This window comes from Cellulomonas sp., from assembly GCF_017744555.1.
In the GTDB taxonomy this organism is placed as follows: domain Bacteria; phylum Actinomycetota; class Actinomycetes; order Actinomycetales; family Cellulomonadaceae; genus Cellulomonas.
Genome location: NZ_JAGIBD010000014.1, coordinates 26,338 through 49,646, shown reverse-complemented (window position 1 = coordinate 49,646; position 23,309 = coordinate 26,338). Strand labels below are relative to the sequence as shown.

The 23,309-nt window shown below is 72.7% G+C and carries 20 protein-coding genes; 12 read left to right on the top strand and 8 right to left on the bottom strand.

Annotation, left to right across the window (positions count from 1 at the left end):
* Nucleotides 1-37 precede the first annotated feature (37 nt).
* Nucleotides 38-1,066 carry an NAD-dependent epimerase/dehydratase family protein gene (locus J7523_RS11260; protein WP_291886306.1) on the top strand — a complete coding sequence of 343 codons (1,029 nt, stop codon included), beginning with the start codon at nt 38-40 and terminating at the stop codon, nt 1,064-1,066.
* Nucleotides 1,067-1,069: 3 nt separating this feature from the next.
* On the opposite strand, the gene J7523_RS11255 is transcribed toward J7523_RS11260, so the two are convergent.
* Both J7523_RS11255 and J7523_RS11250 read right to left on the bottom strand, forming a co-directional pair.
* A complete protein-coding gene (locus tag J7523_RS11255; RefSeq protein ID WP_291886304.1) occupies nt 1,070-2,218 on the bottom strand; it encodes a HAMP domain-containing sensor histidine kinase in 1,149 nt (382 codons plus the stop codon).
* The gene (locus tag J7523_RS11250; RefSeq protein WP_291886301.1) at nt 2,215-2,937 is read right to left on the bottom strand and encodes a response regulator transcription factor; all 723 of its coding nucleotides are present in this window, start codon (nt 2,935-2,937) and stop codon (nt 2,215-2,217) included. Before J7523_RS11250 ends, J7523_RS11255 begins: the two co-directional genes overlap by 4 nt.
* A gap of 126 nt (nt 2,938-3,063) precedes the next feature.
* Between J7523_RS11250 and J7523_RS11245 the strand changes: the two genes are divergently transcribed.
* The 3 genes from J7523_RS11245 to J7523_RS11235 are packed head-to-tail and all read left to right on the top strand — an operon-like array spanning nt 3,064 to nt 4,996.
* Entirely contained in the window at nt 3,064-3,714 is a 651-nt protein-coding gene (locus tag J7523_RS11245; RefSeq protein ID WP_291886298.1) for a glycosyltransferase family 2 protein, read from the top strand.
* A complete protein-coding gene (locus J7523_RS11240) occupies nt 3,711-4,361 on the top strand; it encodes a TIGR04282 family arsenosugar biosynthesis glycosyltransferase (protein WP_291886295.1) in 651 nt (216 codons plus the stop codon). Before J7523_RS11245 ends, J7523_RS11240 begins: the two co-directional genes overlap by 4 nt.
* Nucleotides 4,362-4,387: 26 nt before the next feature.
* Complete coding sequence (locus J7523_RS11235) at nt 4,388-4,996, top strand: class I SAM-dependent methyltransferase (protein WP_291886292.1); 609 nt, start codon at nt 4,388-4,390, stop codon at nt 4,994-4,996.
* A 13-nt stretch (nt 4,997-5,009) separates the two neighbouring features.
* Here J7523_RS11235 and J7523_RS11230 read toward each other — a convergent pair whose 3' ends face one another.
* From J7523_RS11230 to J7523_RS11220, 3 genes are all read right to left on the bottom strand, one after another.
* Nucleotides 5,010-5,477: a hypothetical protein gene (locus J7523_RS11230; RefSeq protein WP_291886290.1), complete on the bottom strand. Its 468-nt coding sequence runs from the start codon at nt 5,475-5,477 to the stop codon at nt 5,010-5,012.
* Complete coding sequence (locus tag J7523_RS11225) at nt 5,474-6,625, bottom strand: molybdopterin-dependent oxidoreductase (protein ID WP_291886289.1); 1,152 nt, start codon at nt 6,623-6,625, stop codon at nt 5,474-5,476. Before J7523_RS11225 ends, J7523_RS11230 begins: the two co-directional genes overlap by 4 nt.
* 70 nt (nt 6,626-6,695) lie before the next feature.
* Complete coding sequence (locus J7523_RS11220; protein ID WP_291886287.1) at nt 6,696-8,009, bottom strand: hypothetical protein; 1,314 nt, start codon at nt 8,007-8,009, stop codon at nt 6,696-6,698.
* Between the two features lie 206 nt (nt 8,010-8,215).
* Between J7523_RS11220 and J7523_RS11215 the strand changes: the two genes are divergently transcribed.
* Nucleotides 8,216-9,448, top strand: coding sequence for a PP2C family protein-serine/threonine phosphatase (locus J7523_RS11215; protein ID WP_291886285.1), 1,233 nt, complete (start codon nt 8,216-8,218; stop codon nt 9,446-9,448).
* An 84-nt stretch (nt 9,449-9,532) separates the two neighbouring features.
* Here J7523_RS11215 and J7523_RS11210 read toward each other — a convergent pair whose 3' ends face one another.
* Nucleotides 9,533-11,266, bottom strand: coding sequence for an RICIN domain-containing protein (locus tag J7523_RS11210; protein WP_291886283.1), 1,734 nt, complete (start codon nt 11,264-11,266; stop codon nt 9,533-9,535).
* A gap of 654 nt (nt 11,267-11,920) precedes the next feature.
* Here J7523_RS11210 and J7523_RS11205 point away from each other — a divergent pair.
* The 7 genes from J7523_RS11205 (at nt 11,921) to J7523_RS11175 (ending at nt 19,220) form a co-directional block, all read left to right on the top strand.
* A complete protein-coding gene (locus tag J7523_RS11205) occupies nt 11,921-12,760 on the top strand; it encodes a redoxin domain-containing protein (RefSeq protein WP_291886281.1) in 840 nt (279 codons plus the stop codon).
* Nucleotides 12,735-13,319: a TetR/AcrR family transcriptional regulator gene (locus tag J7523_RS11200; RefSeq protein WP_291886279.1), complete on the top strand. Its 585-nt coding sequence runs from the start codon at nt 12,735-12,737 to the stop codon at nt 13,317-13,319. Before J7523_RS11205 ends, J7523_RS11200 begins: the two co-directional genes overlap by 26 nt.
* 246 nt (nt 13,320-13,565) lie before the next feature.
* Complete coding sequence (locus J7523_RS11195; protein ID WP_291886277.1) at nt 13,566-14,243, top strand: GTP pyrophosphokinase family protein; 678 nt, start codon at nt 13,566-13,568, stop codon at nt 14,241-14,243.
* 106 nt (nt 14,244-14,349) lie between these two features.
* The gene (locus J7523_RS11190; protein ID WP_291886276.1) at nt 14,350-15,015 is read left to right on the top strand and encodes a response regulator transcription factor; all 666 of its coding nucleotides are present in this window, start codon (nt 14,350-14,352) and stop codon (nt 15,013-15,015) included.
* A complete protein-coding gene (locus J7523_RS11185) occupies nt 15,003-16,196 on the top strand; it encodes a hypothetical protein (protein ID WP_291886274.1) in 1,194 nt (397 codons plus the stop codon). Before J7523_RS11190 ends, J7523_RS11185 begins: the two co-directional genes overlap by 13 nt.
* 196 nt (nt 16,197-16,392) lie before the next feature.
* Nucleotides 16,393-17,892, top strand: a complete 1,500-nt coding sequence (locus J7523_RS11180; RefSeq protein WP_291886272.1) for a basic amino acid/polyamine antiporter — start codon at nt 16,393-16,395, stop codon at nt 17,890-17,892.
* Nucleotides 17,893-17,930: 38 nt separating this feature from the next.
* The gene (locus tag J7523_RS11175) at nt 17,931-19,220 is read left to right on the top strand and encodes an arginine deiminase (RefSeq protein ID WP_291886270.1); all 1,290 of its coding nucleotides are present in this window, start codon (nt 17,931-17,933) and stop codon (nt 19,218-19,220) included.
* A 1,149-nt stretch (nt 19,221-20,369) separates the two neighbouring features.
* On the opposite strand, the gene J7523_RS11170 is transcribed toward J7523_RS11175, so the two are convergent.
* Nucleotides 20,370-22,223, bottom strand: a complete 1,854-nt coding sequence (locus tag J7523_RS11170) for an RHS repeat-associated core domain-containing protein (protein ID WP_291886269.1) — start codon at nt 22,221-22,223, stop codon at nt 20,370-20,372.
* Nucleotides 22,224-22,289: 66 nt separating this feature from the next.
* Nucleotides 22,290-23,264 (bottom strand): site-specific integrase, encoded by a 975-nt coding sequence (locus J7523_RS11165; protein ID WP_291886266.1) that lies wholly within the window; start codon nt 23,262-23,264, stop codon nt 22,290-22,292.
* Between the last annotated feature and the right edge of the window lie 45 nt (nt 23,265-23,309).

The following is a 23,309-nucleotide window of genomic DNA, read 5'->3' as shown; positions in this document are numbered from 1 at the left end:
GGCGCGAGGACCACGACGGCCCGGCCATCCTGAGGGCATGCGCGTGCTCGTCACCGGCGGGGCCGGGTTCATCGGCAGGCCGACCGTCCGTCGGCTGCTCGAGGACGGCCACGACGTGACGGTCCTCGACAGCCTGCGGCCCGACGTCCACCCGGACGGCGTCGCCCGGACGGCGCCCGGCGCGCGGCTCGTGATCGGCGACGTGCGGGACGAGGACGTCCTCGACCAGGTCATGCCGGGGACCGACGTCGTGGTGCACCTCGCCGCGAAGGTCGGGCTGGGGGTCGACCTCGACGACGTCGTCGACTACGTCTCGTCCAACGACCTCGGCACCGCCACCGTGCTGCGGCAGGCCCGGCGACGGTCCGTCGGTCACGTCGTGCTGGCCAGCTCGATGGTCGTGTACGGCGAGGGTGCGTACGACTGCGCGGAGCACGGCGCCGTCGCCCCCGCGCCCCGTCGGCGGGCCGACCTGGACGCGGGCGCGTTCGATCCGCGGTGCCCCCGGTGCGACCGCGTCCTCACGCCGGGCCTCGTCACCGAGGACGCTCCGCTGGACCCCCGCAACGTGTACGCCGCGACCAAGGTGCACGGCGAGCACCTCCTGACGGCGTGGGCGCGCGACACCGGCGGGTCCGGCGTCGCGCTGCGGTTCCACAACGTCTACGGCCGCGGGATGCCGCGGAACACGCCCTACGCGGGGGTCGCCTCGCTGTTCCGGTCCGCGCTCGCCGCGGGCCGGGCGCCGCGGGTGTTCGAGGACGGCGCGCAGCGGCGCGACTTCGTCCACGTCGAGGACGTGGCCGCCGCGGTGGTCGCCGCGGCGGGAGGACCCATCGGTCCGGTCGCACTGAACGTCGGGTCCGGCACGGTGACGACGGTCGGCGGCCTGGCCGCCGCGCTGGCGGACGCGCTCGACGGCCCGCCGCCCGTGGTCACCGGTGAGTATCGCCTGGGCGACGTGCGGCACGTGACCGCCTCGTCCGAGCGCGCCGCGAAGGTTCTCGGGTGGAGGGCGCGCACGGGCCTGGCCGCGGGGCTCGCGGACCTCCTGCAGGAGGCCTGACGCTCAGTCGGGGGCGCCGGCGTTCGCGGGGAGCTGCACCTCGAACAGGCAGCCCGCCTCGGTCGGCTCGACGCCGACCCGGCCACCGTGCGCCGCGACCACCGAGTCGACGATCGCGAGACCCAAACCGGACGAGCCCACGCCGGCATGGTGCGCGGCGCCCGCGTGCGTCCGGTGCGGCCCGCTCCCTTGGAAGCCCTCGTCGAAGACGTGGGCGCGCTCGTCGTCGGGGATGCCGCCGCACGTGTCCTCGACCGCGACGCGTACCTCACCGTCGACCCGGTAGCCGGCCACGCGGACCGTGCCGCCGGCCCCGCTGCTGCGCACGGCGTTCCCGACGAGGTTGTCGAGGACGCGGGCGAGCTCGTCCGGCACCCCGAGCACCTCGAGCCCGGGCTCGACGTCGACCAGAAGCGTCACCTGCTGCGCCGTGGCGCCCGCGGCCGAGTGGGCGAGCACGTCGTCGAGCACCGCGCTCAGGGACACGCGCTCCGGCGCGCGGGCGGTGGGGGCGGGGTCGGGCCTGGACAGCTCGGCGAGGTCGTCGATCATCCGGCCGAGCCGCTCTGTCGCGGCGTCGATCCCCGCGTACGCGGCGTCGGTGTCGACGAGGACGCCGTCCCGCAGACCGTCGACCGTCGCGCGGATCCCCGACAGCGGAGAACGCAGGTCGTGGCTCACGAACGCGACGACCTGACGCCGGGCGCTCTCGAGCGCCCGTTCCCGCTCGCGCGACGCGTCGAGCCGGGCGCGGGTCCGGGCGAGCTCGTCGGCCAGCGCCGCGAGCTCGGCGGTCACCGGCGTCGACCCCGCCGGCGGCTGCCCCGAGGCGAGCGCCCTGGCCTGGACGCCGACCGCGCGCACGTCGGCCACGAGCATCCGCCCGAGCACCACCGCGAGCACCACCGCCGGCACGCACGAGAGTCCGAGGACCAGGCGCGCGACCTGCGCGTCGTGGTCCGACAGGAACATCGCGCCGACGTTGAACCACAGGGCGAGCGCCACCACGGCCGTCGGCACGAGGGCCGTGACGACCAGCGCCGCGACCAGCGACGCCCGTCGCACGCGGCCGACCACCAGCACACCGAGGGCGCCGACGACCACGGCGCACACGGCGGTCACCCCCGTCATGAACCAGAGGTCGCGGCTCATGCCGGCGCCCGCCCCCCGACGGCCGCGGACAGCTCGTCGGCCGTCGCCCAGCGGTAGCCGGTCCCGCGGACGGTCGTCAGCAGGACGGGGTCGGACGGGTCGGGCTCGAACTTGCGGCGCAGTCGTCGCACGTGGACCACCACGGTCGAGTCGTCGCCGAAGTCCCAGCCCCACACGCGCCGGAGCAGCTCCCGGGTCCCGAACGTCGACCCCGCGTGCCGGGCGAGGAACATCAGCAGGTCGAACTCGCGCGGGGCGAGCGTCTGGACCTCCCCGGCGAGCGACGCCGTCCGCACGGACGGGTCGAGCGTCAGCGGTCCGACGGTGAACGGGCGCATCCCGTCCTCGGGCCGGATGTCGCCGCGTCGCAGCAGCGCGTGCAGGCGCAGCACGAGCTCGCGCGGGCTGAAGGGCTTGATGAGGTAGTCGTCGGCGCCGACCTCCAGGCCGAGGATGCGGTCGTCCACCGTGTCCAGGCCGGACAGGAGCACGACCGGTGTCCGGTCGGCGTCCTGCCGCATCTTGCGCAGCAGGTCGAGACCGGACGCGCCCGGCAGCCGGACGTCGAGCACCACCGCGTCGGGACGTCGGGTGCGCCACACCCGCTCCGCCTCGCGGGCGTCACCGGCGATCGTCGCGTCGACCCCGTCGGCCCGGAGGTAGGCGGCGACGCTCTGCACCACGAGCTCTTCGTCGTCCACCACCAGAACCATGGGCATGCGCCTCACGCTAGCCCGCCGTCCGGCCACCGGCGTGCGCGTCACGTGTTCGTCACGAGGATCCGTCAGGTAGCGGTCATCCACCGCGCCGGTCGCACCAGGAGGCGCCGACCCTAGCGTGGACGGATGCGCGTGGACCTGGTGCTTCCCTGCCTCGACGAGGCCGAGGCGCTCGCCTGGCTGCTCCCGCGGGTCCCCGACGGGGTCCGCGCTCTCGTGGTCGACAACGGCTCGACCGACGGGAGCGCGACGGTCGCCCGCGCGCATGGTGCGGTCGTCGTGCACGAGCCGCTGCGCGGGTTCGGTGCGGCGTGCCACGCGGGCCTGCGCGCGGCGTCGGCGCCCGTGGTCGCGTTCATGGACGCGGACGGGAGTCTGGACCCACGCCAGCTGCACCGGGTGGTCGACCCGGTCGCCGGCGGCGCGGCCGACCTCGTGCTGGGACGCCGTCGACCCACGTCCTCGCGCGCGTGGCCGTGGCACCTCCGGTACGCCAACCGCGTCCTCGTCGGCCGGCTCGAGCGCCGCACCGGCATCCGCCTGCACGACCTCGGGCCGATGCGCGCCGCCCGACGCGACGCGCTCCTCGACCTCGGGCTCGTGGACCGCCGGTCCGGGTACCCGCTCGAGATGGTGGTGCGGGCCGCGGACGCCGGGTGGCACGTGCACGAGGTCGAGGTCGACTACGCGGCACGGACCGGCCGGTCCAAGGTGACCGGGACGCCGCTGGGCGTCGCGCGGGCGGTCCGGGACATGTCCGCGGTGCTCGCCTCGTGACGCCCCGGGAGCCGGCACGCACGCTGGTGGTGCTGGCGAAGGAGCCGATCCCCGGTCGCGTCAAGACCCGCCTGCACAGCGCGTTCCGCCCCGAGGAGGCCGCCGCCCTCGCGCGCGCGGCGCTGGAGGACACGGTCGCCGCGCTGGCTGCGGAGCCCGCCCACCACCGGGTCGCGGTGCTCGACGGCGCCCCCGGCGACTGGCTTCCCCGCGGGTTCGACGTCGTCCCACAGCCCTCGGGCGGGCTCGGCGAGCGGCTGTCCGCCGCCTTCGCGGCCGTGCTCGACCGGCCGGGCCGCTCACCCGCGTTGCTCGTCGGGATGGACACGCCGCAGCTCGCGGCCCACCTGGGATCGGTCGACTTCCGCGGCGCGGACGCCGTCCTGGGGCTCACGGACGACGGCGGCTACTGGGCGATCGGGCTGCGGACCGCGAACCCCCGGGTGTTCGACGGCATCCCGATGTCGACCCCCCAGACAGGCGCGGCTCAGCTCGCACGGCTCCACGACCTCGGCCTGAGCGTGCGGCTCCTCCCCCCGCTGCGCGACGTCGACGAGCCTACCGACGCGCGCGCGGTGGCCCTCGCCGCGCCGGGCACCCGGTTCGCGGCCGCCTGGCGCGTGCTCGTCCAGGCGCCGGCCCGCTGATGGCTGCGCGGCCGCATCCGCTGACGGTGTACGAGCGCGCCCTCGACGGTGCCGCCGTCGTGTCGGTCGGCTCGGCGGGTGTCGTCGCGCTCGACGTCGGCCGGTGGAGCGACGAGCCGGACGCCGTCGACCAGGTGATGCTCGCGCGCTGCGAGGCCCCCGTGCTCGACGTGGGCTGCGGACCGGGCAGGCTCGTCGCCGCCCTCAACGCCCGCGGCGTGCCGGCCCTCGGGATCGACATCTCTGCCCGCGCCGTCGCGCAGGCCCGCGACCGGGGCGCCGTGGCGCTGCGCCGCGCCGTCGAGCAGGCGCTCCCGGCCGAGGGGCGCTGGGGCACGGTGCTGCTCGCCGACGGGAACATCGGCATCGGGGGCGACCCGGCCTCCCTGCTCCGCCGGTGTCGGCTGCTCGTCGGCCCGCGCGGGCTCGTGCTCGTCGAGACGGACCCCGACGACGACGCCGACGACACGACCCCGCTCACGCTGCGGCTCGACGACGGGCGCTCGAGCCGGCCCCTGCCGTGGGCGAGGGTCGGAGCCCGGGCGCTGTCCTTGCTGGCTCCCCCGTGCGGCTTCGCGGTGCTCGAGCACTGGCGGCTGCAGGGTCGCACGGTCGTCGCGCTGCGCGCGCTCTGATCGGCGCGGCCGGTCAGTCGGTGTCGTCGCGCGGCAGCAGCCCCGGGGCGGGGGCGGCGCGGCGCGTGCGGTGGGCGGCCGTACCGACGGCGGCGCCGACCATCACCGCCAGGACGAGCAGCGCACCCGCGACCACCAGCGACGTGGTCGGCGGCACCGGCACCACGGACGGGTTCCGCCGGGCGGCGTGGCCCACCACCACGACCACGGAGAAGAGCGCGAGCACCACCGCACCCAGCGCGCCGGCGCGCAGCGCGGGTCGCCACGGCGCCGGCACCCGGGGCAGCACGACGAGCCCGAGGACGACGGCCGTCGGCGCGAGGACCGCGTCGTGCACCGCGACCCCACCGGCGAGCCACACCAGGACGGAGGGCCACTGGTGCTGCGGGATCGACGTCAGCCCGATGACGGCGCCGGCGGCGACGAGCCCGACGCCGACACCGAGCAGCACGAGCCGACCGGCGGACCACCTCGCCGTCATCCGAGCACCTCGATCCGCTCCACCCACTTGGTCTGCAGCACCCCCGGCCGCCCGGGCGCGACCAGCCGGGCGGGGAACCCGTGGTCCAGGTCGAGGTCCGCCCCGCCGAGCCGGAGCGCGAGGACGCTGTCGGGGTGCGCGACGTGGCTCGCGGGGAGGACGGACTCCCGGTAGGAGCCCGCCTGCTGGAGGCTGACGACGCGCACGTCGACGTCGGGATTCGCGTGCACGAGCGCGACGAGGTCACGGATCCGGACCCCCTGCCAGGTCGCCGTCGTGCTCCAGCCCTCGACGCACGCGATCGGCAGCTCGACCGTGACCTGGCGCATCGCCAGCAGCTCGGAGCGCGACAGCGCGACCGTCCGCGCACCAGCGGCCACCGTCAGCCGCCACCCCGGGTCCGCTGCGGTGGCCTCGACGCCCGCCGCCCGAGCGGTCCGGTTCACGGGCAGTCCCTGCGGGCCCACGCCTGCCTGCCGGGGCGACAGGAGCGCGGCACCCGCCAGCGTCGGGACGGTCTGCCCGACGGTCAGCGCGGTGAGCCCGAGGACCGTCACCGCCACGCCGGCGAGGAACCCGCGCCGGGTCGGCCCGTCGCCCGCCTCCTCGAGCACCGGCCCGCGCAAGGCGTCGGCGATCACCGGCAGCTTCACCGCGACGTGCACGACCACGGACCCGACCAGGACCCACGCGACGGCGAGATGCACCCGGACGAAGGAGAACGACCAGGGGTACCACTGGAACACGTTGAGCAGACCGGTCACGACCTGGAAGATCGCCGTCGCCACCAGCACCGCGACGGACAGCCGCTCGAGCGCGTGCAGCGGGCTGCCGACCCGGGGTCGCGCGAACAGCGCCGGGTACGCGGCGTAGAGCTTGGCCAGCAGCAGCGGGATCGCCGACAGGCCCGCCGCGACGTGCAGGCCCTGGGTGAGCCGGTACCCCCAGACCGGCGTCGGCGGCAGCGGCAGCCACGCGAGCGGGTGCTGGTGGACGTGCGAGACCAGCCCCGTGAGGAAGGCGACGACGATCGCGGCACCCAGGAACAGCCCGACGCGCGCGACGACCCGCGGGTCGTGCACGGGCGACCGGAAGTCGCCCTGCTCCGGCGGCCGGACCAGGTATCTCAGCTCGAGACTGCGGGCCACCTGTCGACGGTAGGTCGGCGCGGTCGTCGTGGAGCCGGCGCGGGCGGTGACGGCAACCTGACGGTCGTGCTCACCACGGCGACACGAGGACGACCTGCAGGACGACGGTCACCGCCGCCTGCGCGACGAGCCATCGTCGCTGCGGCACGAGCGCCGCCGCGGGCAGCACCCAGCACGCGAGCGGCAGCCAGATCCGTTCGACCTCGCCGCGCTCCACCCCCGACAGGGCCCCGACGAGCGCGGCACCGAGCGCCACCCCGACCAGCTCCCGGACCGGCCGCGGAAGACGGCCCAGCCCGACGACGCCGCCCACCCCGGCCGGGCCCACGAGTGCACCCATCAGCACCAGGTCCGCGACCACGAAGTAGAGGTAGGGCCGCTCCGCGGCGCGACCGAGCGTGGACTCGGTGTGCGTCATCGCGAGCCCGTCCAGCAGCCAGAACCCGGCCGCCGCCCACGCGACCACGCTCCCGACCACGACCGCACCCGCCACCACCGTGGGCGCCCATCGACGGGTGCACACGCCGACGACCAAGGCGAGCGCACCCATCGGGAGCAGCCCGTAGGACAGGAACGGGCACAGCCCGAGCACGAGCCCAGCCGCCAGCGCCCACGGCCACCACCGCCCCCGGCTCGTCGAGGCGATCGCCAGGAGAGCGACACCCCACGCCAGCACCCCGGCGTAGAACGCGTCCGCCGAGGTCGCGACCCAGAGCACCCAGGGCGCCAGGACCGTGGCGGGCGCGGCGAGCCGGACCACGCCCTCCCCCGCCTCCGCCGCCAGCGCGCGGATCGTCACCGCCACCGCGACCACCGCGCTCGTCCCCACCACGATCACCAGCGCGGCGGCCCAGCCGGCGCCGCCGAGCCCGACGCGGTCCATGCCGGCGAGCAGCAGCGGGAAGCCCGGCGGGTGGCCACGGACGTGCACGGGATAGTCGGGCGCCCTCTCGACGAACGTCCGCAGGAAGTCCCCGGGGGCGGCGGCCGCCCGCGGCACGACGGCGAGGTAGTCGTGCTCGCCGCGCATCGGCGTCGTCAGCCCGGACAGCCCGTCCGTCGTCGCGAGGCAGGCTGCGAACGCGGCGGACGTCACCCAGGCAGCGAGCAGCAGGACCTGCCAGGACGCGGCGCGCGCACACCACGGCCCCCATGCCGCGACCAGCACGGCGAGGACCAGCGCGGCGACCGTGCCGGGCGAGAGCCGCACGTGCAGGTAGCCGAGGAACGGCGGCGCGCCGCCGTACGTGACGACCGCGCCACGTCCCGCGAGCCACCGTCCCCCTGCCCACGCGGCGACGAGGCACAGCGACCAGACCGCCACGCCGACGACAGCCCCACGGTCGCCCCCGCGCGTGGGTGGCGGTCGCGTCGGGGTGCCCACCCGGCCAGCGTCGCACGGGGCGTGTCCGCGGCAGGCCGCGTCCGACCTGACGATCCGCTGACGGCCACCGGTCATCCACCAGGGGATCGACGCAGGCTCGCGACGACCGCCCGCGCGCACCCGGGCCGTGCCGGTGCGACGATCCCCGAGGAGGGGGCGTACCTCGTCGGGTTCGCCCGGACGTCCGACGGGAGGTGGGAGACGACATGGATCCTGACCGCCGTCAGGCACCGGTCGGTTCCCGGGCGGCAGCGGCGCTGGCCACGCTGCTGGAGCGCACGCATCTCGCGCCGCCGGACGCACTCCCCGACGCGGTGGGCGCGGCACTCGACCGGCTCGGTGCGACCGGCACCCTCTACCTGGCGGACTACGCGGGGACGACGCTGGTCCCGATGACGCGACCCGGTGCGGACCGCCCGCCGAACCTCGCGCTGGACACCACCGTCGCCGGCCTCGCGTTCCGGACGACGTCCGCCACGCCGGGCCCGAGCGGCGACGCACCGGTCCTGTGGATGCCGGTCATCGACGGCGTCGAACGCCTCGGCGTGCTGAAGATCGAGCTCCGACGCGCCGCCGACCTGCGAGACGACGCGTTCCGTCATGACTGCTGGCTCGTGGTGCACCTGCTGGGGCACCTCGTGTCCGTCATGGACGCCTTCGGCGACGGCATCGACACCGCCCGTCGCGACGCACCACGGACCGTGGCGGCCGAGCTCATCTGGCAGCTCCTGCCCCCGCTCACCGCAGGCACCGACAAGGTCGTCGTCACCGGGCGGCTCGAGCCGTCCGGCGCGGTCGGCGGCGACGCGTTCGACTACGCCCTGTCCGACGACACCGCGCAGTTCACGATCCTCGACGCCACCGGCCACGACGTGCGCTCGGGGCTGGCCGCCTCGACCGCGCTCGCGGCGTGCCGCAACGCACGTCGCCAGGGCCACGGTCTGTTCGCCCAGACCGAGGCGATCCACCGCGCGGTCACGGACGAGTTCGCGGGAGGCATGTTCGTCACGGGCGTGCTCGGGCACCTCGACCTGCGCTCGGGACGGCTCCGCTATCTCGCGGCCGGCCACCCGCCGCCCCTGCTGCTGCGTCGTGGACGCGTGGTCAAGCGGCTGACCAGCGGGAAGCGGCCCCTGCTCGGGCTGGAGATGCAGCACGCGACGGTCGCCGAGGAGCCGCTCGCGCCGGACGACGTGGTGGTCCTCTACACCGACGGGGTCATCGAGGCGCGAGACCACGAGCACCAGATGTTCGGCACCGACCGTCTCGTCGACTTCCTCGAACGTGAGGCGGCCGACGGCACGCCGCTTCCCGAGGTGGTGCGGCGGGTGTGCCGGCGGATCCTGGACCACCAGGGCGGCGAGCTGCAGGACGACGCCACCGTCCTGCTCGTCCAGTGGACGTCGCGCGGCCAGGCACTTCTGGACCCGCTGCGGTGACGCGTTGCCGGACCATGCTGCGGACGCTCCCGGCGCCCGCAGCGTGGCCTGACTGGCGGCCGGACGGCACCGCCGCGCGGTTGCTCAGGCGGCGCTCACCGTCCAGAGGTGGTCGGCCGTGCCGTTGTCCCCCCACTGGAGCACCTGCGCTCCTGGGGCGGTGCTCATGTTCGTGACGCCGAGCAGGAGCCCGCTGTTGACGTTCTGGATCTTGTAGCGGCCCGACCCGTCGGCGATCAGCCTCCAGAGATGGTCGGCCGTGCCGGTGTCGCCCCAGGTCAGCGCGGATGCTCCTGCGCTCGTCGACGCGTTCTGGATGCCGAGCACCAGGCCACTGAGCTGGTCGACGATCTTGTACTGCCCGTTCCCCACCGGCGTCACGGTCCAGATCTGGGACGTGCTCGTGCTGGCGGCCTGCTGGACGACCGTCGTGCCCCACGCCGTGCCCGCGTTCAGCGGGCCGAGCCGCAGCCCGCTGTTGACGTTGGTGATCCGGTAGCTGCCGGACAGCGTCGAACCCGAACCCCCGGAGCCGGGGGTGACCGTGACGCGGTACGCATCGTTGGTCGCCATGGTGATCGGGACGGAGATCGACCCGTTCGACGGCGTGTACGTCGCGGTCGAGACCGTGGTGGTCCCGGACGAGGCGACCGTCCGCCCGAGCGACCTCGTCTGCTCGACCTTCACGTTGACCGTGGAGCCGAGGCTCAGGGAGCCGAGGCCGTTGACCGTCACCGCGCAGGACCCGTTGCAGCTGCCGACGACGACGCTGACCTGGTCCCTGCTGGACGGGACGGCGGCGAACCCGTCGATGCCGGTCTGCGCGGGTGGTGTGGTCACGACCATGGAGCCGCTCATGGCCGCGTACCAGGTGTAGAGCCAGTACGCGGCGTTCGGGCTGCCGCCGCGCCCGGTGAGCAGGTCACCGAGCGTGCCGGACTGGTTCCAGAAGGCCAGCTCGGCATCGCGGATGCCCAGTCGTTCGAACTTCGAGATGTACCCGACGAGCGGTCCCGGGAGGCCGACCTCGCTCGGTGCGGCGTACTCCTCGATCGCGATCGGCCTCCGGCTGATCCCGAGCTCGTCCTCGATCCTCTGCACGGCGGCCACGTCGCCGGCGATCTTCGACGAGCTGATCAGCTCGTGCCAGGCAAGGACGTCCGGCACCGTGTTGGTCGCGACGGCGTTCTGCAGGAAGTTCCGCATGTCGCCGATGTTGTCCGAGAAGCTCGGCCCCTGGATCGGCTTGGTCGGGTCGATCGAGCGGACCTGCCGGAACGTCCTCGTCCAGAACTCCTCGTAGGTGCCGTTGGCCGACTGCCACGTGTTGTCGGACTCGTTCCAGAGCTCGTACGCGGAGATGCTGTTGTAGTACGACGACGACTTCATCGCGTTGACCTGCGAGCTGATGAAGGGCGTCCAGGTGCTCCAGCTGAACTGGTACGGCCAGCCGGCGTAGTAGTCGGAGAACCGGTTGACGAGCTTCGCGCCCACGCCGACGGCGGTCGGCGCGACGACGGAGATGTCCCCGGTCGGCTGCTGCCTGCCGCCGACGGGCATCTGGACGAACGTGTTCGGCTTGATCGCCTGGGCGAGCGAGACGGACGGCTGCGTCGCGTTCGCGAGGCCGTAGAGGCTGCCGCTCGCCACGTGCGTGACAGGCCGGAGCACCTGGTTCGCGTTGACGACGAGCGTCGTGGAGGCCGTCGCCGCCGACGCCGACGTCGTCCCTGTGCCCGCGAGGGCGAGCCCGACGGTCACGGCGACGACCGCCGTCGCGACGCGTCGGCGTCCCCGGGCCGAGGTGGGTGGTCTCATGGTGATCGTCCCCTCTGTCGTCGGCACGTCGTCGTGCCGTGGCCGGTGCTGGGGGCGCCGCCAGGAGTGCGGTGCCCTCCGAAAATGCTTTCGGGCTGCACAGGCAGGTAGATGCCGCATCGTCGTGGACTGACGAAACAGTGCCGAAAGCGTTTTCGGCACTGTAGTTGTCCCGTGGACCGGCATGTCAACGGTCGACCCCCGCCTGAAACGGTTCGGACCGGCAAACCCGCGCGACGCCGTCGGCAGGCTCGGTGGTCGCCGTCGTCGAGCCCGCCCATGGCATCGCGGAGCCCGATGGTCGACGCCGCGCCGCGTTGCCCGCCCGAGGGGTGACGCGCACGATGAGTGCACCGACGACCGACGGGGGCCTCATGGCAGAGCGGAAGAGATGGATCGAGGGCGACCCGGACGACCCTCGGACGCAGATCGAGGTCGGTGTGCTTCTCGCGAACGGTCGGCTGGCTGGCCGCCGCTTCGCCTCCCCCGAAGAGGCCGAGGCGTGGGCCCGACCTGAGGAGGGTGACCAGGTCGTCGAGTACAGCGTCTTGTGCGACTGCGACCTGTAACCGCTCGGCGAGACGGGGGAATAGCCACGGTCGGGCGCGCCTTGGGCCGAGGTGTACGAGCACGTACACTTCAGGAGGAGCCCACATGTCCCGCACCGTCCGCCGCGGCTACGTCGACGCAGTCGCCGCACTCACCGTCGTCGTCCTGGTCGCCGCTCTGTGGCACGCCGTCGCCGGCGACCCCGCATGGCTCTCCGTCGCCGGCGCATGGCTGGTGACAGCCGCCGCGATCGCCGGCGCGAAGCTGCACGTCCCTCGGCATCCCCGCACCGTCGACACGGTCACGCTGGGCCTGTCCGGGACCGCCGCGGTGGCGTCGGTCCTCCTCACGAGGAGCGCGGTCGCCGGCGCACTCTCGCTGGCCGCGACCGCCGCGCTGCTCGGCTACCAGCGGTGGTACACGCGGCAGCACCGCCCCGCCCCGACGCTCGCCGTCGGCGACCCGCTCCCTGACTTCCCGCTGCAGCACGCCGACGGCACCCCCGCGACGTCGGCCGACCTCGTCGGCGAGCCGCGCGTCATCCTGTTCTACCGCGGCTCGTGGTGCCCCTTCTGCGTCGCCCAGGTGCGCAGCCTGGCGGAGCAGTACCGCGAGCTCGACCGGCGGGGCGTCAAGGTCGCGCTCGTCAGCCCGCAGCCCGCACACGACACGGCCGAGCTCGCGACTCGCTTCGACGTGCCGATGACGTTCTACGTCGACCCCCACGGCGCGGCGGCACGTACGCTCGACCTCGTCCAGCCCGGCGGCGTCCCCCTGGCTCTCGGCGCCGGCACGGACGGGGACACGGTGGTGCCCACCGTCGTCATCACCGACGCGTCCGGCCGGGTCGTCTGGCTCCAGCACTCGGACGACCACCGGGTCCGTCCCGTGCCCTCGACGTTCCTGGAGGTCATCGACAGTGCGGGGATCGGCGTCGCGAGGTAGCCCGCGCCGAGCCGAGATCACGGAGGTCGCGCTCGGTCTCTACGCCGAGCGCGGCTTCCGTGCGGTGAGCGTCGACGACGTCGCGCGCGCGGCCGGCGCGTCGAAGACGACGATCACCCGGTTCTTCGGCGGAGGCGCCGGCTTGGTGCGCGCGGCGCTCGTGCTCGAGGGCGACATCGTCCTCGCCCCGCTCGAGGCCGCCGCGCACGACCTCGACGAGTTCGCGCGCGTGCTGCACGACACCGTCTACGACGACCGGTGCCTGACGTTCCTGGCATTCGTCCTCGGCGAGGCCCGCTCCCACCCCGACGTCAGCCAGATCTTCGACGAGGCGGTGGTGCAGCGGATCGCGCGCACGGTCGCACCGGCCGTCGCGGACGCCGCCGGGACCACCGGCGACCCGGACCGGACGTCCGCAGCGGTGCAGCGGTTCCTCGGTGACCTGCTGGGCCTCGATCTGCTGCTCGCGGTCACCGGGCGCTCCCCCGACCCCGAGCTGCTCGCGGACCGTCGACGGCGCGCGGTGGCCGCGGTGAGGCGAGACGCGTCGCACAGGTGACCGCCGGCCACCGCGTGGCGGTTCTCGGTGCGCGACGCCTGCGGACCGGCGCCTGGCGCCGTGGCCGACGTCGTCGTGAGGAGGGTCGGCGGACGCCCTCGGACTGTCCTCCGAGCCTCGAGGCCACGCGAAGGTTCGGGGGTTTCCCCTGACCGGTACGTGGTTCCACGCAACCCTGCGACGGCGCGACAGGCGATGGGCGTGGAGTCGGGGCTGCCCGCTCCGCACGACACCCGAGGATCAGCCGTGCCCTTGACCTCCCTCGCCTCTCCGGCCGCCAGCGCGGCCGTCGACCTCGAACGCCTCGCGCAGGACTACCGCCCCGCGCTCGCGCAGGTCGTCCTGCAGCTCGACGACGTCCGCCGCACCCTGCGTGACCAGCTGGGCCACGACCCCGTCGAGCACGTCTCGTGGCGGTTGAAGTCGCCCGACTCGATCCTCGCGAAGGCACGGCGCAAGCGGATCGCCCTGTGCGAGGAGGGGCTCCGGCGGGAGATGCTGGACCTGGCGGGCCTCCGCCTGGTGTGCGCCTTCTTGTCCGACCTGCGCGAGGTGCGCAACGCCGTCCTCGCGCTGCCCGGGATCACCCTGCTCGACGAGCGCGACTACGTCAGGCATCCCAAGGCGAGCGGGTACCGAGCCCTCCACCTCATCGTCGAGGTGCCGGTGCACCGCGCGGACGGAGCTCACGGCGCGGTCGTCGAGATCCAGCTGCGCTCGGTCGCCATGGACTTCTGGGCATGCCTCGAGCACAGGCTCGCCTACCGCCACCATGGACGCCCGCCCGTGCGGGTGGCGGCCAGTCTGCGGCGTGCCGCGGCACTCGCGCGTGCGCTCGACGAGTCGATGGACCGCATCCGCGATCACGCCAGGTCGCACGTTCACGCTCCCCAGCGGGAGCTGGCTCCGGTCGGATCGAGCTGACAGGCTCCGGCGAGCCCTGCGCCGCGGGGTTCGACGGGCGTGCCCGCACGTGAGCCTGACGCCTCCACCGGACGCGAGACGCGCGGCGTCGCCTACGATCGGGCTCATGGTGACGCCCATCACACGGGTCGGCATCGTCGAGGATGAGGCGCTGATGCGCTCCATGCTGGAGCAGACGCTCGCGGCGCACGAGAGCATCCGCGTCGTGCACGCGGTGCCGGGGGTGTCCGAGGCCAGGCTGGTGTTCACGCCCGGCTCCTGTGACGTGGCGCTGCTGGACGTCAATCTTCCCGACGGCAACGGGGTCGCTCTCGGCGTGACGCTGCAACGCGCGGACCCCCGTCTCGCGATCATGCTGCTCTCCAGCGAGGACGTCATGGGCCTGTTCACGACGGTCCAGGAGCAGGTGAGCCGTCCCTGGAGCTACCTCTCCAAGCGGTCGAGCTTCGCGCGCGACGTCCTGGTGCGCGCAGTCGTCGCGACCGCGCAGGGCCAGGTGGTGCTGGACCCCTACCTCGTGCAGCGCTCCGTCCCCAGGCCCGACACCGCCGTCTCGGAGCTCACCCCCGCGCAGTTCGGTGTGTTGCGGCTCGTGGCGGAAGGCCTGTCCAACCACGCCGCCGGCGAGAGGCTGGGGATCAACGAGCGCTCCGTCGAGAGCCACCTCCAGACCATCTACCGGAGGCTCGGTATCGACGGCGCCGGCCACAACCGCCGCGTGGCCGCTGTCCTCGCGTTCCTCGAGCAGACGGGGCGGTCGTGGCGGGCCTGACCGTCGCGCGCGATCCCGCCCATGGATCGACGCAGCGCGAGCTGCGCCAGGTGTCGCTCGTGGTGGGCGCGACGAACTTCACGCTGTACGCCTTGATGGCGCTCGGGGCGTGGGCGGCGTGGGGCGGGCTCCGGGAGGCGGTCGAGCACGAGCGCAGCGCCATCGGCGTGGTGGCCGACGGCACCGCGATCCTGCTGATCAACCTGGCGTACGGCTTCGTGGTCCTGGCCGGGACACTGGCGCTCGGCGTGCTGACGCGCGGTTGGACGGCCCGCGTGCTCCTGTCGGCGGGGGTCGCCGCGGTCGCGTCGGTGCCACGTATGGCGGCACTCGTGGCCGTCAGCAGCACCCCGGTCGACTCCCGGTACATCCTCGGGATCGGACTGCTCGGATTCTGCTCGGGCGTGGTGGGCGTCCTGGCGGCGCTCGTCGCGGCGACCCTCGTCGAGCGCGCGCGGAGCGAGGCGCGCCAACGGGAGCTGGAGGCGACCCGGGCGCGACAGGCGGTGGACGCGCTGCAGGACGAGGAGATCCGCGTCCGGCGGTTGGTGTTCGACCAGCTGCACGGGACACTCCAGTACCACCTCGTCGCCGTGACGGCCGGGCTCGACCAGCTGGCCGAGCAGCTGGACGCCGAGGGTGCGCTCCCCCGGGCGGCGGACGTGCGAAGGTGGGCCGAGGCGCTCGAGGAGATCCGGGAGCAGGACGTGCGCTCCCTCAGCCACGCGGTGTTCCCGTCAGGGGCGGACCTCGGGACGGAAGAGGCGATCCAGCTGCTGCTCCATCGACTCCCGCCGCAGGTGAGGACCTCGATCGAGCTGGGCCCCATGTACCAGCAGCTCATCTCGCGAGGATCGGCACGGATGCCGGTGGCGGAGCGGCTCGTGGTGATCTACACCGTCGAGGAAGCCGTCAGCAACGCCCTCAGGCACGGCCACGCCCGGAGCGTTCATGTCCGGGCGGACGCCGAGCCCACCGCCGACCCCGACCGCTGGGTGTTCACCACCGTCGTCGACGACGACGGGACCGGTCCCACGCTGCCTGATCCGCCCCTGCACGGCCTGCACCGTCACCGCGAGCGGCTCGAGCATCGGGGCGGCTCGCTGGAGCTCGGCTCCAACCCCGAAGGCGGCGGCCGGCTGACGTTCCGCCTTCCGTTCACGCTCGCTCCGGACCGATGACGGCGTCGCCGGCCGGGTAGGCACAGGCGACCACGGAGGCGCGGCGAGGCGGCAGGCACGCTGGGCGTGCGAGGTCTCCGGGCTGTGCGTGCGTGTTTCCACGCAGAGGTCGACCGGTGCGTCGGGGCACGGGCGCAGGGTGCATGGTGCGAGCCCGGGAACGTCGGGCCGCCCACCCCGACCCCGGGAGAAACCCATGACCATGACCGCCACCAAGCCGGCGCAGGCTTCGGCATCCGGTGCCGGAGAACGTCCGCCGAGAGTCGCGACGCTTGCGCTGCCCGCCCTGACCGCCATGGTTGTGGGGTCGATGGTCGGCGCGGGCGTCTTCCAGCTCCCGTCGCGCTTCGCCTCCCAGACGGGCGTCTACGGCGCCGTCATCGCGTGGACGATCGCGGGCCTCGGGATGCTGTCGCTCGCGTTCGTGTTCCAGAAGCTCGCGATCCGCAAGCCCACGCTGGACAACGGCGTCTACGTGTACGCCCGTGAGGGGTTCGGCGACTATCCCGGGTTCCTGTCGGCCTTCGGCTTCTGGGCCAGCGCCTGCGCGGGGAACGCCTTCTACTGGGTGCTCATCATGACCACACTGTCCCAGCTGTTCCCGGGGCTGGGGTCGTACCTCGGTGAGGGCAACACGTGGCTCGCGTTCGCCCTCTCCACGGCGGCGATCTGGGGCTTCTTCGCGCTCATCCGTCGCGGGGTCAGGGAGGCGACGGGCATCAACGCCGTCGTCACCGTCGCCAAGCTGGTTCCGCTCGCCCTGTTCCTCGTCCTCGCGATCGTGTACTTCGACCGGGAAGTCTTCGTCGGCAACCTGACCGGCGGATACGACCTCCCGGGAGGCTCGTCCCTGTTCGCGCAGGTCCAGGGCACCATGCTCATCACAGTCTTCGTCTTCCTCGGGATCGAGGGGGCGAGCGTGTACTCGCGGTACGCCCGCAAGCGCCGGGACGTCGGCCGGGCCACCATCCTCGGGTTCACCTCGGTGCTCGCCCTCTTCGCCAGCATCTCGATCCTCGCGTACGGCATCCTCCCGCGCGCCGAGATCGCCGCGCTCGCCCAGCCGTCGATCGGCGGCGTCCTCGAGGCGGCCGTCGGGCCGTGGGGCGGCACGCTCATCCGGATCGGCCTCATCGTCTCGGTGCTAGGCGCCTACCTGGCGTGGCAGCTGCTCGCGGCCGACGTCCTGTACGCGGCCGCCAAGGACCGCGACATGCCGCGGCACCTGGCGCGGACGAACAGCCGTGGCGTCCCGCAGAACGCCGTGCTGTGGACCTCGGTGCTGGTCACCACGATCCTCTTCGCGATCCAGTTCGTCGACAACGCGCTCGACTTCAGCCTGGACCTCACCGCCGCCCTCGCGCTCGCACCCTTCGCCCTGGCCAGCGCATACGCGCTGAAGATCGCGGTACGCCGGGACGGGTACGACGACGTCGCACCCCGCACCCGCGTCCTGGAGATCCTCGTCGCGGCTGTCTCGACCGTCTACACCCTGTTCCTCGTCTGGGCCGCCGGCTACGTGTTCGTGTTCCTCGCGTGCCTGCTGCTTGCCCCGGCGTCGCTCCTCTACCTCCGTGCGCGGCGCGAGCGCGGCGAGCCCGTGTTCACGCGAGCCGGACGTGTGACGTTCCTGGTCGTCGCCGTCTTCGCCCTCGTCGGCATCGTGCTCCTCGCCACCGGCGTCGTGCAGATCTGACCCATCCCCGCCTGTTCCACCCCCGAAGGAGAACTCTCATGACCACCACGTTCGCCCACGCCCCGATCGACACTCCGGTGGCCAGTCCCGCCCCGTCGGCGTCCTACGGCGTCCACTCCGAGGTCGGCCGCCTGCGCAAGGTGCTCGTCTGCCGGCCCGGGCTGGCGCACCGCCGGCTGACGCCCACCAACTCGGACGCCCTGTTGTTCGACGACGTGCTCTGGGTCGACAAGGCCATCGACGACCACGCGGCGTTCACGGCGGAGCTCACGGCCCACGGCGTCGACGTCGTCGAGCTTCACGACGTGCTCGCACAGACCATGACCGTCGCGGGAGCCCGGGACTGGTTGCTGGACCGCAAGATCACACCCGAGACCGTCGGCGCGGGCCTGGTCGAGGCCACCCGCGCGTTCCTCGACGGCCTCGCGCCCGGCCGGCTCGCGGAGCACCTCCTCGGCGGTCTGGCGACGTCCGACGTGCCGGACCTGCCGACCGGATATCGGTCCCTGGCGGAGTACTCCCCGGACCTGCGCGAGTACCTGCTCAAGCCCGTTCCGAACTCCCTGTTCACCCGCGACACCACCAGCTGGCTGTACGGCGGTGTCACGCTCAATCCGTTGTTCTGGCCCGCCCGGCACGACGAGACGCTCCTGATGAAGGCGGTCTACGAGTTCCACCCGGACTTCGTCGGCTCGACGATCTGGTGGGGCGACCCGGAGCTCGACCACGGTGACGCCACGTTCGAGGGCGGCGACATCATGCCCGTCGGCAACGGCACCGTCCTGATGGGCATGAGCGAGCGGACGTCCCGTCAGGCCATCACCCAAGTGGCACAGGCGCTGTTCGCCGCGGGTGCGGCCTCCTCGGTGGTCGTGGCCGGGATGCCCCGACTCCGGGCGGCCATGCACCTGGACACCGTCATGACGTTCGTCGACGTCGACACCGTGCTGTTCCACCCGCCCATCGTCGACGCCATCCACGCGTTCGTCCTGCGTCCCGGGCACGGCCCGGCGGGCCTGCACATCACCGACATGGGCGCCACGCGCTTCCTCGACGTCGTCGCCGCCGAGATGGGTCTGCCGTACTTGTGCGAGATCCAGACCGGCGGGGACGTCTACGAGTCCGAGCGCCAGCAATGGGATGCGGGCAACAACGCGGTGGCTCTCGAGCCTGGCGTCGTCTTCACGTACGACCGCAACACGACGACCAACGGCCTGCTGCGTGCAGCGGGCATCGAGGTGATCGAGATCGCCGGCGGCGAGCTGGGCCGCGGACGCGGCGGAGGCCACTGCATGACGTCCCCGATCATCCGGGACGCCGTCCTCTGACCACACGGCACCCAGGCCGCAGCCCCTGGGCCGGCGGGTCGCCGTCCGCGGCCCGCCGGCCCACGCTCGCCCCCTGTCGACCCGGCCGGGCGCGGTTCCGCTCGAGTGCAGCCAGGCTTCCAGAGCAGCCAGGGTGACCCGCCCGCGTGGTGGGGTCGATGGGGGCACAGGCCAGCTCGAGAGCGGACATGCCTGTCCGCGTCTAGCCGCGCCGGGTCAGGCAGGCACAGACCAGGGGCGGGATCGCAGGACGGGCGCCGTGTCGCGGCCGGTGCACCAGCGGGTCCAGGCCGGGCCGTCGCTGCACGGCGTCCCATCTTCTGTCCAGCAACAAGAAAGAGGCCGCCTCTCCCTCGGGAGAAACGGCCTCTGACCTGCGACTTCGGTGGAGCTGAGGGGACTCGAACCCCTCACCCCCTGAAGTACGGCGGTGCGTTGGCAGCTCGTGCGGATCTCGGTGACTCTCCCGGAACTTGGGCTGACCTGGGCCGACGCCGGCATCTACGTGCGTCGCGAGCCGATTCCACCGGCCCGGATCGGGGTTTCTCGAGGTCCTTCGGTGCCGCAAACTGTCCAATTTGTGTCCACTCGCCAGCCGGACGCTAGGACGGGTTGCCCTGGCCACGGGGCAGGGCCTCGTACCGCGCGGGGCAGATCCCGCCACCGTGCCGCGCGGTACTCCGTCGCGCAGTGGTGTCCTTCCGAAGTGCTAGCGGCCTCGCCCTCAGGCACGTGACTTCCGAAGGTCATAGTTTCGATCGGCCCACGTGAACCAATCGTCTTTTACATGCCATAGCAGGGGGTCATCGATCGCCGCCAAGCGCAGACTCTCACGATCGACCGAATTCGCGTGAATTGATCTCGCGAACATCAGCATTCGCCAGGTGTCGAATATTGCGCGACCATCAGAGTCCCAATCAACGTCCAGGTCCTCCCCAGAGTCGAGTTCGAATCTGCAACCGCGCCCGTGCAACACATATCGTCCGAGCGGCTCTAGTCGTCCACTCCGCGCAGGCCCCGAACCATCGCGCCGCAGTAGAAGTGCCCCTTCAGCAACCGCCCGCTTCTCGATGCCTTCAAATGTGATCATGAGGGCATCGAGACACTGAGCCGTGAGGATGGCGAAGCCGCGCACCACTTCCGCCGGGGTCATTGGATTCGATTCGGTCCGACCGAATAGGCGTCGCGGAGGATTTCATCTACCGACGACCACTTACCGGGCCCGATCACAGTAGACGGGTCGACCACCTCATACTGAACATCGATTCCCGCACGCTTAGCCGCAGCAAGCCGGTGATGACCATCTACCACGATTTTTTCACCGTTGAGTTCAACCACCTTAATCGGTTCTCCCTGCCATCCGTTGAGCCGCATGGACTCAGTGATCTCAGCGACAGTTCGAGAAGATGCCCGGCCACTGAGCGCTTCGGTCCGAGTAAACGCACTCGGCGGGGCGGAACGGACGGAGTTTAGCTCCGGGGGCGGGGCAAGGCGAGGCGGCGCCTTGACGCCGCCACGGGTCGCGGCGGTGACAGCGGGGTCAGCAAACGGAACCTTTGCAGAGCCCAAGCCCTTGAGTGGGGCCGCTGTGGCCGCGACGCCGAACAGACCCTCACCGAAGGCCTGACCGGATTGGGCGGTGCTGCAACTCGAATCAAGCGACGTGCTGAAGCTGTCGCGGATACGTGCCATGGGGTTGAGGTTGTCGGTGCACTGGAGCCAACCTTCGAGCGAGTTGCCTCCGTCAGGATTCCACTGGTCCAGGCCGGCCTGGCACGCGCCGCGCATCGCCCAATAGGTGTCCATCGGGTGGGCGATGGCCATGGCCATGCCCATCGCGGCGTTGGCGAACCCGACGACCTCGTTCCACAGGAAGGCCGGGCTGTCGCACAGACCTTGCAGGTTGGAGCAGGAGAAGTTGCCGGTCGCGTCTATCCCGGTCAACGGGTTGGCCGAGGCGTAGCCGTAGGCGTTCTCGAACGTCGCGCCGGTGGGGATGCTGACGGCGTCGGGTCCGACGAACCGGCCCAAGCGGGCGTCGTACGCGCGGGCGCGCAGATCGTCCAGGCCGGTCAGGTCGTCGCGGAACTGGCCATGGAAGCCCATGGTCTCCCCCGCCAGGACGCCCGACGCCGGCGAGCCGGTCGTCGCCATACCGAACGGGTCGAGCACGCGGGACCCCGACTGGGAGCCGTCACCGGTGCTGGCTGCCGCAGTCACGGTCGAGAACGGGTCGGTCAGAAGCCAGTTCGCGCCGGTTGTTGTGGTGGTCGAAGCCAGGTTCGCGCCGGTGCCGGAGGTGGGATCAGGCAGCCACGTCTGCGACAGCTCGCCCTGCGCGTCGTACTGGCCGGTGCGGACCGCCAGCCCCGTTGCCAGGTCCCACGACCACGATGCGTCCAGCATCCCGTCCACCGACCGCGAGGTCTCGTTGCCCGAGGCGTCGCGCGTGTAGGTGACTTGGCGTCCGTCCGTGAGGTCGACCGACATCAGCTCACCGGACGCGCCGTACGTCCGGGTCTGGGTTCCGTCGGTGGTCGTGGCGGACGTCTGGCGGCCGTTGGCGTCGTACCCGAACGAGGCGGTCACGGCGCCGGCCGTGCTCTCGGTCAGCAGCTGGTCGGCGGCGTCGTAGGTCGAGGTCGTGGTGATCGTGCGCGCCTTGCCTCGCACGATTGAGGTGACGGCGGCCTTCTTGCGGTTGCCGACCTTGTCGTAGGTGTATGTGGTCTTCGTGGAGGACGGCGAGCACGACTGGCCCCACCACTCGGGCCGGCACACGCTCGTCAGCCGGCTCACCGCGTCGTACGTGTACTCGTCGACGGTCAGGTTGCCCGCGTTCGAGCTGAGCACACGGGTCGGGTTGCCGAGCGAGTCCCGCGTCACCTGGTAGTTCGCCACGTCCCCGGCACCGAGGGAGCGGTGGCCGACCCCGACGATCTGACCGGCGGCGTCGTAGCTGAGCGAGCTGACCGTCGCCGTGCGGCCGACGCCGCGCGTCACGGTCGCGACCTGTCCCGTGGGGGTGTAGCCGTAGGTGACCGACGGCAGACCGTGCCGTGCGTGCTCTCACAGGCCGAGCGCCCGGCTCGAGGTCGTCCTCAGCGCGCTCTCCGGTCGGATGTAGTGCTCGATCAGCATGGCGAGATGCCGGTGACGAGTCTGCGCGACGATGCGCTCCAGGCTGACGCCACCTCTGGCGGCCTCCGTGGCATGCCCGGCTCGCAGCGAGTGTCCCGTGATCCGCTCGGGCATACCGGCGGCCTGCGCACGCCGACGGAGCATCCGAGCGACCGCGCTGCCGGAGATCGGCTCCTCGGCACCGCCGTGGCGGACGCTGGTGAACAGCGGCCCGGGTGCAGCGCCTCGCAACTCGATCCAGTCGGCGAGCGCGGTCACGGGATCGGTGTCCGGATGGCTTCCGGACGCGACGGCGACGACCTCGCCATGGGCGTAGGCGTCAGTCTTGGAGCGTCGCACCGTAAGGACCAGCCCGCCGGGCTCGCGGCGGACGTCGTCGAGCCGCAGGGCAGCGAGCTCGCTACGGCGCAGCGCGCCGGCGAAGCCGAGCAAGATCAGGGCACGGTCCCGCCTGCCGGCCCTGGCGCTCGGGTCGATCGCCAGCACGAGCCGCCGAACCTGTTGAGTGGACAGCGGGTGCGCTCGGCGGCGCGGTGCCACGCCGATCGTGCGTCGGAGCCCGCGCCGCACTCGGCGGACAATCTCGTCCCCGACCGGTGTGGGCAGATCGAGGTCCTGATGTCGATGGCTGATCGCGGCGCACGCCAGGTCGATCGTGGAGATCGACACGCCTTGCTCTGCGCGCTCGACCAGGTAGCCGCATACCGCCAGCGGGTCGGCGGGAAGCGCGGTGATCCGCCGCCCGTCGCACCAGATGGCCCATTGACGCCAGGCGGACGCGTACGCCTCGCGAGTCGATGGAGCGGTCGCGGCCCGCGCGGCAGCCGCGATGAGCTCGAGATGGTGAGCGTCGAGTCCGGCCGGCCTGGGCTCCGGTGCGGGGACATGTAGTGGTGTGCTCATCGCACCGGGTTACCCGCGCGCACGTCAGGGTCGGAAAGTCCCAAT

Coding starts and splice junctions, on each gene's coding strand:
- J7523_RS11260 (WP_291886306.1), top strand. CDS start 38: ATGCGCGTGCTCGTCACCGGCGGGGCCGGGTTCATCGGCAGGCCGACC.
- J7523_RS11255 (WP_291886304.1), bottom strand. CDS start 2,218: ATGAGCCGCGACCTCTGGTTCATGACGGGGGTGACCGCCGTGTGCGCC.
- J7523_RS11250 (WP_291886301.1), bottom strand. CDS start 2,937: ATGCCCATGGTTCTGGTGGTGGACGACGAAGAGCTCGTGGTGCAGAGC.
- J7523_RS11245 (WP_291886298.1), top strand. CDS start 3,064: ATGCGCGTGGACCTGGTGCTTCCCTGCCTCGACGAGGCCGAGGCGCTC.
- J7523_RS11230 (WP_291886290.1), bottom strand. CDS start 5,477: ATGACGGCGAGGTGGTCCGCCGGTCGGCTCGTGCTGCTCGGTGTCGGC.
- J7523_RS11215 (WP_291886285.1), top strand. CDS start 8,216: ATGGATCCTGACCGCCGTCAGGCACCGGTCGGTTCCCGGGCGGCAGCG.
- J7523_RS11210 (WP_291886283.1), bottom strand. CDS start 11,266: ATGAGACCACCCACCTCGGCCCGGGGACGCCGACGCGTCGCGACGGCG.
- J7523_RS11205 (WP_291886281.1), top strand. CDS start 11,921: ATGTCCCGCACCGTCCGCCGCGGCTACGTCGACGCAGTCGCCGCACTC.
- J7523_RS11190 (WP_291886276.1), top strand. CDS start 14,350: ATGGTGACGCCCATCACACGGGTCGGCATCGTCGAGGATGAGGCGCTG.
- J7523_RS11180 (WP_291886272.1), top strand. CDS start 16,393: ATGACCATGACCGCCACCAAGCCGGCGCAGGCTTCGGCATCCGGTGCC.
- J7523_RS11175 (WP_291886270.1), top strand. CDS start 17,931: ATGACCACCACGTTCGCCCACGCCCCGATCGACACTCCGGTGGCCAGT.
- J7523_RS11165 (WP_291886266.1), bottom strand. CDS start 23,264: ATGAGCACACCACTACATGTCCCCGCACCGGAGCCCAGGCCGGCCGGA.